Below are 11,025 nucleotides of genomic sequence, written 5' to 3'. Positions count from 1 at the left end.
ACAGCTGCTTCCAATGGCTGATGTCGACCATCGACCAGTTCCGCGACGCCTGGCCCGAAGTCGAGCTGGACCTGGCGTCCGGTTTCGCCTTCGCCCCGCTGCCGGCCCTGGCCCGTGGCGACCTGGACCTGGTGGTCACCTCCGACCCGCTGGAGCTGCCGGGCATCACGTATGTGCCGCTGTTCACCTACGAAGCCATGCTGGCCGTGGCCAACCAGCACCCGCTGGCGAACAAGTCGTACATCGTGCCGCAAGACCTGCTCAGCGAAACCCTGATCACCTACCCGGTGGAACGCGACCGCCTGGACATTTTCACGCGGTTCCTCGAACCCGCCGATGTGGAACCGGCCCAGGTGCGCACCTCGGAGCTGACAGTGATGATGATGCAACTGGTCGCCAGCGGTCGTGGCGTGTGCGGCATGCCGCATTGGGCGCTGCATGAATACAGCTCGCGCGGTTACGTCAAGGCCAAGCGCCTGGGTGAAAAAGGCCTGTTTGCGACGCTGTATGCGGGGATTCGTGCAGACATGCTGGACGCGCCCTACATGCGCGACTTTCTGCTCACGGCCAAGGACACGTCGTTTTCCACATTGGATGGGGTCAGCGCAGTGCGTTGAGGGACGCACGGCTCAGTCCTTTGAGCGCGCCAATCAGGCGGTGGTGGTCAGCGATTGGCGATAAAACGGCAGGATCAGCTCACGCGTCAAGGGCGCCAAGTGCAGGCCGCCGTCACCGGCAGGGTCGATCCAGCGCACTTCTTCGATCTCGGCCGCCGGCGTAACCGGCACATCGATCTGCACCTGGAACAGTTCAGCCTGCACCGTGAAGCCCGGTTCGTTGGCGGCCGGGGCCGAGAAGCGGCCGAGGTAGACCGCCTGGCTCGGGTCGATGCGCAAGTTCAGTTCTTCGTGCAGCTCACGGGCCAGCGCCTCGACCGGTTGTTCACCGGCATCGATCTTGCCGCCAGGCTGCATGAACGCCTGGGTGCCGCGCTTGCGCACCAGCAAAGTCTGGCCGTCGCCGCCGATCAAGAGAGCGGCGGCGATACGGATAGTGGTTGGCATGGACAAAATCACCTTGAATGCAAAGGCACAATAATCCCATGAAGCGCCTCAGCCTAAAAGCTGCGGCTCTTCCGGCTCCTTGATAAACACGCTGTACTTGGCGCCCTCCATCGCTTCAAACGCGATCAGCTTGTCCACCAGCGGCAGGTTGAGCACCTTGCCGGCATTGAGCAGCAACATGCCGTTATCGGCGTTGAGATTGCGCGCCAGGACCATGCCTTCGGCCAGTTCGCGGGTGCTTAGCACTTTGACGTTGGGGTCGCCCAGGGTCACGTCGCTGAGGAACGTGGCGCAGGCCAGGACGAAGTTTTCGACCATGTCCGGATCATAGAGCCGCCCCGCGTACTTGCGGATGTACAGCAGTGCTTCACCGCTGTTCATCTGCCGCTCCAGGATCAGGCCTTTCTGCAGTTCGATGAAGTCCACCGCCAGTTTGAGCAACCGCGCGCCTTCGGGAATCGCATCGCCCTTGAGGTGATCGGGAAACCCGGTGCCGTCCCAGCGTTCCTGGTGATGGCGGATCAGCCGGGCGGCGTCCTTCATCGGTTCCAGGGTCATCAATAACGATTCGCTTTGGGTCGGGTAGACCCGATAGCGTTCGCGGTCGTTGCTGTGCAGCAGGTCCGACGGGGCGGCCATCATGCTGTCGCTCCAGCTCAACTTGCCAATGTTGTAGAGCGCCGCAGCCATGGCCAGGTCACGGGCGCTGGCTTCGTCCACCGACTGGGCTTTGCAGTACACGCGGATCAGCTCGATCAACTGGCGGTTGGTCTGCTTATGCTTGGGCAGGCGCAGGTTGGCCAGCAGCGAAAACACTTCGGTGCCGGTCACATAGCTGCGCTTTAACTCATCGTAGGCCAGGTCGAGCATGTCGGCGGTTTGCTGCAACTCACTGGTGCGGGCTTCAACGCGTTTTTCCAGGGTGGCGTTGAGCGCCTTCAACTGCTCGTTCTGATCACGGGTCAACCGCTCAAGACGCACGCGCTCGCGTTCGGAATGCTGGTGCTCCAGGGACTGGCGCAACGTCAGAAGCATTTCCTCGTCGTTCCAGGGCTTGCTGATATAGCGGTGGATCTGACCTTCGTTGATCGCCTTGATCATCATGGTCATGTCGGCATAACCGGTCAGCAGGATGCGCGTGGTGGCCGGGTACAGGCGGTGGGTCTCGGCCAGCAGCATCGCGCCGTCCATCGAAGGCATGCGCGCGTCGGTCATGATCAGGTCGACGGGCTGGGCAGCCATGATGTCCAGGGCCTGGGCACCACTGCCGGCCAGCAGCACATCATAAGGCTGGCCCCGCAGCAGGCGGCGCAGGCTGTTGAGGATCGACTCTTCATCGTCGACCAGCAAAATAGTAGGTTTGTAAGGGGACGTCGTAGCAGTTGTTTGTTCATCCATGGCGACACCTCCTGACAATGGCACACAGTTGCTTCATTGCGCCCCCGCGTGATCCATCGCTGTACTTGCGCAAGCAATGAGCGCTAGATGCACGCGGGGCTAAGTGGGGTTGATTTGACGCCAACTGGCGTACTTATTCAAGGGATCCGACTATGCTTGTTGCATGAAGCCGTGAGCACTCCCCGTATAGCGAAGCATTCAAGGTAAGGAAGCCCGATGCGCCAGAATCTTCAGTTGCCAGCGCCCCGGTGTCAGTCATGAACCCGAGCTCAGGACGGGCCAACCGGCGAATCCTGATCGTCGATGACACAGCCTCCATCCACGAAGATTTCCGCAAGATCCTGTGCGCCGATACCAATGGCAGCCAGTCCCTGGACAGCATCGAAGAAACCCTGTTCGGCACCGCCCCCACCGTGCGCCAGACCTTTGCACTGGACTCCGCCTACCAGGGCCAGGAAGCGCTGGCCCTGGTCAACCAGGCCGTGGCTGACAAGGCGCCCTACGCCTTGGTGTTCATCGATATGCGCATGCCGCCGGGCTGGGACGGCCTGGAGACCATCGAACAGCTGTGGAACGTCGACCCAAACCTGCAGATCGCCCTGTGCACGGCCTACTCGGACTATTCCTTCGAAGCCATCGAAGCGCGCATCCAATACAGCGACCAGTTGCTGATCCTGAAAAAGCCGTTCGACAACCTGGAAATCCGCCAAATGGCCAGTGCGCTGACCTGGAAATGGCAACTGGCCCAGGACGCGGCGCTCAAACTGATGGGGCTGGAGCGCACGATTGAAGAACGCGTGCAGGAACTGCTCAAGGTCTCGCACCTGCTGCAATACGACGCCCTGACCGAACTGCCCAACAGCGCCCTGCTGGGCGACCGGCTGACGCAGGCGATCGCCGTCTGCAGGCGCCATGACACTCAGTTGGCCGTGATATTTATCGGACTGGACCGCTTCAAGCGCATCAACAATGCCCTGGGCTACCCGGTCGGCGATGACATGCTCAAGCAGGTCAGCCAAAGCCTGGTGGCCACGGTGCGCGAGTCCGATTCGGTGTTTCGCTATGGCTCCGACCAGTTTGTGCTGATCCTCAACGACATCAAGCACCCTCAGCAAACCCAGTACATTGCCGAAAAACTGCTCGGCGCCATCAGCGCGACACGCTATGTGGCCGGGCATGACTTGAGCGTCACCGCGAGCCTGGGCATCAGTATTTACCCCAACGACAGTTTCAGCGCGGTGGAGTTGATCAAGAACGCCGAAACTGCCATGCACACCATCAAAGCCCGTGGCCCCAACGACTTCAGTTTCTTCATCAATGAGATGAACCTGCGCGCCCAGGCCCAGCAGAGCCTGGAAACCGCGATCCGGCAGGGCTTGCAGCGTGATGAATTTATTTTGCACTACCAACCGAAACTGGATTTGAACAGCGGCCTGATCGTCGGCGCCGAAGCGCTGATTCGCTGGCACCAGCCCGACCACGGCTGGATCTACCCGTCAGCCTTCATTCCCGTGGCCGAAGACAGCGGCCTGATCGTGCCCTTGAGCCAATGGGTGTTGCGCCAAGCCTGCGAGCAAGCGCAGGCCTGGAGCGCCGCCGGCCTGCCTGCGCTGTGTATCTCGGTGAACATTTCGGCGATTGATTTTCGCCAGCGCAATTTTGTCGCCAACCTGGCGGCTATTCTGGAGCGCACGGGCCTGGCGCCCGGTTTGCTTGAACTGGAAATCACCGAGAGCGTGCTGATGCAAAACGTCGAGGACACGCTCGTCACCCTGCGAGGCATCAAGGCCCTGGGCGTGCGGCTGTCGATCGACGATTTCGGCACCGGCTATTCCAGCCTCAGTTACTTGCGACGGTTTCCCATCGATGTGCTGAAGATCGATCAATCCTTCGTGCGCGGTTTGAGCGAAAACAGCCAGGACGCACAACTGATCAGTGCCATCATCAGCCTGGGCAAGAGTCTGGACTTGAACATCGTTGCCGAAGGCGTCGAGACGCTGGAGCAGTTGGCATTTCTCAAAGCCCACCGCTGTGAGGAGGGTCAGGGTTTCCTGTTCAGCAAAGCCGTGGCTGCCGATGACTTCGCTCAATTGATGCAGGCCGGGCACCCCAGCCTGATGCCTGACCAATAACTGTCTATCAAGGAACGAACGCTTGAGCCGTCTCCCCTCTCGCTCTCCTCGCCTGTCCCCTCGGGCACTCGGCTTTGCCGTCGTCCTGGGGTATGGCGGCGCCCTGCCCGTGTTGGCCGCGCCGCTGGATGAACCGCTCAAACCGCTGCCGCCGGTGCCGCTGCTGGATGCGGCAACGGTTGAGCTGGGGCGCCAGTTATTCAACGAGAAACGCCTGTCGGTCAATGGCAGCCTGTCCTGTGCCAGTTGCCATCGACTGGAGACGGGCGGGGCCGACGACAAGCCGTTTTCCCTGGGCGTTGATGGCCAACCGGCCAAGATCAACACGCCCACGGTGTTCAACGCCAGCCTGAACTTCAAGCAGTTCTGGGATGGCCGGGTCGACACCCTCGAGGCTCAGGTCGAACAGGTGGTCATCAGCCCGCGGGAAATGGGCAGCGACTGGAAGACCGTGGTCGACAACCTCGCGGCCATGCCGCATTACAAGGCCCAGTTCACCCAGGTGTACCCCGACGGCGTAACGGCGGCCAATGTGCAAAATGCCCTGGCGACTTATGAGCGCACATTGCTCACGCCCAACTCACGCTTCGACCAATACCTGCAAGGCAATACCGAGATCCTCACCCGCGAAGAAAAATACGGCTACCAACGTTTCAAGGAATATGGCTGCATCGCCTGCCATCAAGGCATGAATATCGGCGGCAACATGTTCCAGAAATTCGGCGTCATGGGGGATTATTTCAAGGACCGCCCTCCTGCCGAGACCGACCTGGGCCGCTACCTCGTTACCCACGACGACGAAGATCGTAACGTGTTCAAGGTGCCCAGCTTGCGTAACGTCGCCGTCACCGCGCCGTATTTTCACAATGCCTCAGCAAAAACCCTGGAAGAAGCCGTGGACGTGATGTTCACCTTCCAGTTGGGGCGCATTCCCTCAGCAGAAGACAAGGACCAGATCATCAAATTTCTCAAGACCCTGACCGGCCAATGGGCGGGCAAACCTCTATGAGCAGACGGTCATGAGACTCTCCCGCCACAACGTCGTCCAATTGCTGCTGGCCACCGCGACCGTGCTGCTGGCATCGGTACTGGTGTTCCTGTACATCAAGTCAACCTCCGACCAGACCAGCCGCTATACCGAGTCCCGTGACCTGATCCGCCAGATGCAGCAGCTCAATGCGCAGTGGGACAGTGAAGTGCTCAAGGCCAGAATCGCCCTGACCCACAACTACGATCCCCTGGTGACGCCACTGACGCAGATCACCCGACTCTGGGAGGAACTGCGCCACCACGAGTCATACCACGCGCCTAAAGACCTGCCCGGCTGGCAAGCCAGCCTGGACGCCGGCGAGGCGGCGATCCAGGACAAAGCGCGGCGGATCGACCAGTTCAAATCCCATAACGCGGTGCTGCGCAACTCCCTGGCGTTCCTGCCGACCGCCGAAGACGATATCCAGGCTGCGTTCTCCCGGCTCGACGACGAGGGCCGGCTGCCCCTGCAAAACGTGGCCACCGACACCTATGACCTGTTGCTCAGCAGCATGGAATTCGCCCAGGTCGCCAGTGACGACCGCGCGGCCGAGATCCTGCTGGGCCTGAACCTGCTGGCCGTGAACAAAGAACGCTTGCCGGCTGACTTCCACCTGCCGGTGGACATTCTCAGCAACCACATTGCGCTGATCCTGCGCGAACAGCCGCTGGTCAACACCCTGCTGGAACAGATCGCCGCAGTTCCGGTGGCCGAGCGCCTGGACGAGCTGACCACCCACCTCAATCAGGATCAGCAGGCCTCCGACCTGATCGAGCAGAAGTATCACAACTACTTACTGGTGTTCTCCACCCTGCTGGTGGCGTTGCTGCTGTACCTGGCCATTCGGCTGCTGCGCAGTTTCGCCGAGATCAACCGGGTCAACCGCGCCCTGCACACCGCCAACGCGAGCCTGGAACAGCGCGTGGAAAAACGCACCCGCCAGCTCAAGGATGCGCAAAGCGAACTGCTCGACAGCGCACGCCAGGCCGGCATGGCGGAGATCGCGACCAACGTGTTGCACAACGTGGGCAACGTGCTCAACAGCGTGAACATCTCCGCCGAACTGGTCGCGCGCAAGCTGCGCACCAGCAAAGCATCGGGGTTGGGCAAGGCCATGCAGTTGATCAACGAGCATCCTGATGACCTGGGCACTTACCTGCGCGAAGACGAAAAAGGCAAACTGCTGCCCGGCTACCTCAACCAATTGGTGGAAGCCATCGCCGTCGAGCAACAGGGCATGAGCGATGAGTTGGCGCAGTTAAGCAAAAGCGTCGACCACATCAAGGACATCGTCTCCACCCAGCAATCCTACGCCGGGGTTTCCAGCGTGCTGGAGCCCTTGCAGGTCAGTGCCCTGATGGACGACGCGCTGCGCATGAATTCCGGCGCACTGAATCGCCATCATGTGACGGTGGTCAAGGAATATGCCCAGGTGCCTGAGATCATGGCCGACAAACACCGGCTGCTGCTGATCATGGTCAACCTGATCAGCAACGCCAAGTACGCCATGTCCAACCTGAGCGACAGGCCTCGGCAGATTACGTTGTCGATCACGACCGTGGAGGACAGCATCCTGCAAATCAGCGTCAAAGACGAAGGTGAAGGCATCCCCGCCGAAAACATGACGCGGATCTTCACCCACGGCTTCACCACGCGCAAGGAAGGCCATGGCTTCGGCCTGCACAGCTGTGCCCTGGCAGCCATTGAAATGAATGGAAGGCTGACCGCCCATAGCGACGGCCCGGGCAAGGGTGCGCTGTTCACTTTGCAAATCCCCCTCAACGATGCAGCAGGCCCCGCATGAACCAACCACCGAACCGGCGGATTCTGCTGATCGATGACACGCCCTCGATTCACGAAGATTTCCGCAAGATCCTCAAGCCGCCCCTGGAACAGAACCAGGCCCTGGACGCTATGGAAGCCACGCTGTTCGGCGCCAGCGACAAACCGCAAGGCCCGCTGTTCGAGCTGGACTCTGCCTACGGTGGCCAGGAAGGTTTACAACTGCTCGAGGCCGCCATGGCCGCGCAACGGCCCTACGCCCTGGCCTTTGTCGACATGCGCATGCCCCAGGGTTGGGACGGCGCGCAAACCATCGAAGAACTGTGGAAGGTCGACCCGAACCTGCAGGTGGTGGTGTGTACCGCGTACTCGGATTATTCCTGGGAAGAGCTGCTGTTTCGCCTGCACGCCCATGACCGGCTGCTGATCCTGAAAAAGCCGTTTGACAACATCGAAGTCCAGCAAATGGCCAACACCCTGACTGCCAAATGGGACATGGCCCGGCGCGCGTCCTTGCAAACCAGCCAGCTGGAACTGTTGGTGGAACAACGTACCCAAGCGCTGACCCACGCCAGCCAGGCCCTGCAACTGGAGATCGACGAGCGCAAGCAGTTGGAAAGCCAACTGGTGCAATCGGAAAAACTGGCGTCCCTGGGGCAACTGGCTGCGGGCGTGGCGCACGAGATCAACAACCCGGTGGGGTTCATTTCCTCCAACCTCGGCACCCTCGAGGGCTATTTCACGCAGTTGCAGCAGATGCTCGATGCCTACCGCCAGGCTGAAACCGCGATCGGCGATGATCAGTTCCAAGCCCTGCGCCATCGCCTGGACCTGGACTTTCTCAGGGAAGATATTCCGACGCTGATTCGCGAATCCAAGGAAGGCATCGGCCGTGTGGCGCAAATCGTCAAGGACTTGAAAGACTTTTCGCGGGTGGACAACGACCAGACCTGGCAGTGGGCCAACCTGCAACAAGGCATCGATTCGACCCTGAACATCGTCGCCAGCGAGCTCAAGTACAAAGCCGACGTGATCAAGCACTATGCGCCCTTGCCGGAAATCGAGTGCCTGGCCTCGCAGCTCAACCAGGTGGTGATGAACTTGGTGATCAACGCAGCGCAAGCCATCGGGCCGGAACGCGGCACCATTACCATCAGCAACGGCGTGGAAGGCGAGAGCATCTGGCTGGAAATCGCGGACAACGGCTGCGGGATTGCCCCGGACGCCCTGCAGAAGATCTTCGATCCGTTCTTCACCACCAAGCCAGTGGGCGAAGGCACGGGGTTGGGGCTGTCACTCTCCTACGGCATCGTCAAGAAACACGGAGGTGAAATCTCGGTCAGCAGCGAGTTGGGCAAAGGCACCACGTTTCGGGTGGTGCTGCCCATTCGCCAAACAGCGGTGTAGGCCCGTTCGAAAAAGCATCACGCAACGGTCGGATCAACTCCCGAACTTTCCATCGAGTTCGAATAGGACCCGATACGACCTCATGCGCAATGCGCAACTCTCTCGACTTCTTTGTAAATCTGGGCGCCTTTGGCAATTTCCGCAGTGCGCAGATCATAGGCGGTCTGCAGGTTCAGCCAGAACTGTGCAGATGTTTCCAACGCGACTGCCAGGCGTAATGCAACGTCCGCACTGATGCTCCGACGCATCAATACAATGTCATTCACCGTAGGGGCGGAAACATGCAGCGCCCTTGCGAGAGCGGCTGCGGTCAGGCCCAGCGGTTCCAGGTACTCTTCCTTGAGTATTTCCCCAGGATGTACAGGTCGCATACCATTCTTAAACATGATTCACCTCAGTGGTAATCCACAATTTCAACATTTTCAGGGCCGTGAGGCCCCCAAATGAAACAGACCCGGAATTGACCATTGATTCGGATACTGTGTTGTCCCTCTCTGTCACCGTATAACGGTTCCAGCCTATTCCCGGGCGGTGAGCGCAAGTCAGCGAGTTCAACCGCCGCATCCAGCATGCTCAGCTTTCGTTCCACCACGGAAATGACAGCGGACCAACGTCGGGTTCGACCGGTTTCAAACAGTTTTTGGGTTTCGGCGCATTTAAAGCTTCTGATCATCGCTTAATGCTTAACGTTATTCGTTAATGACCAACTCTACATGGGTTGTCGATATATTCAACCGACAGTTGAATAGGCCCTGAGGGATGGCGACGAGCGGTCAGTGCCGCAGTCAAAAAAGCCGTTCCAGACACTGGAACGGCCTTAGAGGTAAGGCCTGAACGCCTCACGCCAACTGTCTATATCGGGCCAGTCCGCCGTGTCTATGCGACCCAAGCGAATGCACCTACAGGTTGTTCAGGGTTTCCTTACTGGCGCAGAATGCCGCACCGACCAGAAGAGTCCGAACCCAAGGTAACCGTATGAGCCTGTCCTTGCTAAGCCGTTACGCGGTGTTTGCCGTGTGCGTCATTTTCACCCTCGCCAGCCTGCCCTTTATCGAACATGAGTGGTTATGGCCCATTACCCTGGTCACCGGCCTCCTCAGCCTGCTCGGCCTCTTCGACTTGCTGCAAAGCCCCCACGCGATACGCCGCAACTACCCGATCCTGGGCAATATCCGTTACCTGGTCGAAGGCATTCGCCCGGAGATCCGCCAGTACCTGCTCGAGTCCGACAGCGACGCCCTGCCCTTCTCCCGTGCGCAACGCTCATTGGTCTACTCGCGCGCCAAGAACGAAACCGCCGACAAACCCTTCGGCACTTTGATCGACGTGTACCAGTCGGGCTTCGAATTCATCAGCCACTCCATGCGCCCCGCTCCGCTGACTGACCCGAACTCGTTTCGAGTGATGGTCGGCGGCCCGCAATGCAAGCGGCCGTACTCGGCCTCGGTCTTCAATATCTCGGCCATGAGCTTCGGCTCTCTGAGCGCCAACGCGATCCGCGCGCTCAACCAGGGCGCCAAGCTGGGCAACTTCGCCCATGATACCGGCGAAGGCAGCATCAGCCCTTACCACCGCGAAAACGGCGGTGACCTGACCTGGGAGCTGGGCAGCGGCTACTTCGGCTGCCGCACCCGCGATGGCCGTTTCGACCCGGAGCGCTTCGCCGAGCAGGCGCAGAACCCGCAAGTGCGCATGATCGAAATCAAAATGAGCCAAGGCGCCAAGCCTGGCCATGGCGGCATCCTGCCCAAGCACAAGGTCACCCAGGAAATCGCCGATACACGCGGCATTCTGATGGGCGAAGATTGCGTCTCGCCATCGCGCCACAGTGCGTTTTCCACGCCGATCGAGCTGATGCACTTCATCGCCCAATTGCGCGAGCTGTCCGGCGGTAAACCGGTGGGCTTCAAGTTCTGCCTGGGCCATCCATGGGAATTCATGGGCATCGCCAAGGCCATGCTCGAAACCGGCATCCTCCCCGACTTTATCGTGGTCGACGGCAAGGAAGGCGGCACCGGCGCCGCGCCCGTGGAGTTCACCGACCACATCGGCGTGCCGCTGCGCGACGGCCTGCTGTTCGTCCACAACACCCTGGTGGGCTTGAACCTGCGCGACAAGATCAAACTCGGCGCCAGCGGCAAGATCGTCAGCGCCTTCGACATCGCCAGCGTCCTGGCCATCGGCGCCGACTGGGCCAACTCGGCGCGCGGCT

Annotated in this window: 10 protein-coding genes; 6 read left to right on the top strand and 4 right to left on the bottom strand. The window is 60.2% G+C overall.

What is annotated here, in order from left to right:
* Nucleotides 1-617, top strand: a 617-nt coding sequence (locus L9Z73_RS17105) for a LysR substrate-binding domain-containing protein (protein WP_247403221.1), incomplete at its 5' end; no start/stop codon positions are given.
* Between the two features lie 33 nt (nt 618-650).
* On the opposite strand, the gene L9Z73_RS17100 is transcribed toward L9Z73_RS17105, so the two are convergent.
* Together L9Z73_RS17100 and L9Z73_RS17095 are read right to left on the bottom strand one after the other, a co-directional pair.
* A complete protein-coding gene (locus L9Z73_RS17100; protein WP_247403218.1) occupies nt 651-1,064 on the bottom strand; it encodes an NUDIX hydrolase in 414 nt (137 codons plus the stop codon).
* A gap of 48 nt (nt 1,065-1,112) precedes the next feature.
* Nucleotides 1,113-2,462 carry an HD domain-containing phosphohydrolase gene (locus tag L9Z73_RS17095; protein WP_247403216.1) on the bottom strand — a complete coding sequence of 450 codons (1,350 nt, stop codon included), beginning with the start codon at nt 2,460-2,462 and terminating at the stop codon, nt 1,113-1,115.
* 257 nt (nt 2,463-2,719) lie between these two features.
* On the opposite strand from L9Z73_RS17095, the gene L9Z73_RS17090 reads away from it, so the two are divergent.
* The 4 genes from L9Z73_RS17090 to L9Z73_RS17075 are packed head-to-tail and all read left to right on the top strand — an operon-like array spanning nt 2,720 to nt 8,813.
* Nucleotides 2,720-4,594, top strand: a complete 1,875-nt coding sequence (locus L9Z73_RS17090; RefSeq protein WP_247403213.1) for a putative bifunctional diguanylate cyclase/phosphodiesterase — start codon at nt 2,720-2,722, stop codon at nt 4,592-4,594.
* A gap of 52 nt (nt 4,595-4,646) precedes the next feature.
* The gene (locus L9Z73_RS17085) at nt 4,647-5,603 is read left to right on the top strand and encodes a cytochrome-c peroxidase (protein WP_426099732.1); all 957 of its coding nucleotides are present in this window, start codon (nt 4,647-4,649) and stop codon (nt 5,601-5,603) included.
* A 10-nt stretch (nt 5,604-5,613) separates the two neighbouring features.
* Nucleotides 5,614-7,428, top strand: coding sequence for a DAHL domain-containing protein (locus L9Z73_RS17080; protein ID WP_247403209.1), 1,815 nt, complete (start codon nt 5,614-5,616; stop codon nt 7,426-7,428).
* Entirely contained in the window at nt 7,425-8,813 is a 1,389-nt protein-coding gene (locus L9Z73_RS17075; RefSeq protein WP_247403206.1) for an ATP-binding protein, read from the top strand. The genes L9Z73_RS17080 and L9Z73_RS17075 overlap by 4 nt, the downstream gene beginning before the upstream one ends.
* 80 nt (nt 8,814-8,893) lie before the next feature.
* Here the strand turns inward: L9Z73_RS17075 and L9Z73_RS17070 are convergent, their stop codons facing one another.
* Nucleotides 8,894-9,199 carry a HigA family addiction module antitoxin gene (locus L9Z73_RS17070; protein WP_017844583.1) on the bottom strand — a complete coding sequence of 102 codons (306 nt, stop codon included), beginning with the start codon at nt 9,197-9,199 and terminating at the stop codon, nt 8,894-8,896.
* A gap of 8 nt (nt 9,200-9,207) precedes the next feature.
* Nucleotides 9,208-9,486 carry a type II toxin-antitoxin system RelE/ParE family toxin gene (locus tag L9Z73_RS17065; RefSeq protein ID WP_247403203.1) on the bottom strand — a complete coding sequence of 93 codons (279 nt, stop codon included), beginning with the start codon at nt 9,484-9,486 and terminating at the stop codon, nt 9,208-9,210.
* 302 nt (nt 9,487-9,788) lie between these two features.
* Here L9Z73_RS17065 and L9Z73_RS17060 point away from each other — a divergent pair.
* A partial coding sequence (locus L9Z73_RS17060) for an FMN-binding glutamate synthase family protein (RefSeq protein ID WP_247403200.1) occupies nt 9,789-11,025 on the top strand: 1,237 nt, incomplete at its 3' end.

It is taken from the genome of Pseudomonas emilianonis (assembly GCF_023072625.1).
GTDB lineage: Bacteria > Pseudomonadota > Gammaproteobacteria > Pseudomonadales > Pseudomonadaceae > Aquipseudomonas > Aquipseudomonas paraveronii.
Note: the sequence above shows the minus strand (reverse complement) of the source record. Positions and strands in the feature narration are given on the sequence as shown.

What these genes read in the sequence shown, in the direction of transcription:
- L9Z73_RS17100 (WP_247403218.1), bottom strand. Translation starts at nt 1,064, where the DNA reads ATGCCAACCACTATCCGTATCGCCGCCGCTCTCTTGATCGGCGGCGAC.
- L9Z73_RS17095 (WP_247403216.1), bottom strand. Translation starts at nt 2,462, where the DNA reads ATGGATGAACAAACAACTGCTACGACGTCCCCTTACAAACCTACTATT.
- L9Z73_RS17090 (WP_247403213.1), top strand. Translation starts at nt 2,720, where the DNA reads ATGAACCCGAGCTCAGGACGGGCCAACCGGCGAATCCTGATCGTCGAT.
- L9Z73_RS17080 (WP_247403209.1), top strand. Translation starts at nt 5,614, where the DNA reads ATGAGACTCTCCCGCCACAACGTCGTCCAATTGCTGCTGGCCACCGCG.
- L9Z73_RS17075 (WP_247403206.1), top strand. Translation starts at nt 7,425, where the DNA reads ATGAACCAACCACCGAACCGGCGGATTCTGCTGATCGATGACACGCCC.
- L9Z73_RS17070 (WP_017844583.1), bottom strand. Translation starts at nt 9,199, where the DNA reads ATGTTTAAGAATGGTATGCGACCTGTACATCCTGGGGAAATACTCAAG.
- L9Z73_RS17065 (WP_247403203.1), bottom strand. Translation starts at nt 9,486, where the DNA reads ATGATCAGAAGCTTTAAATGCGCCGAAACCCAAAAACTGTTTGAAACC.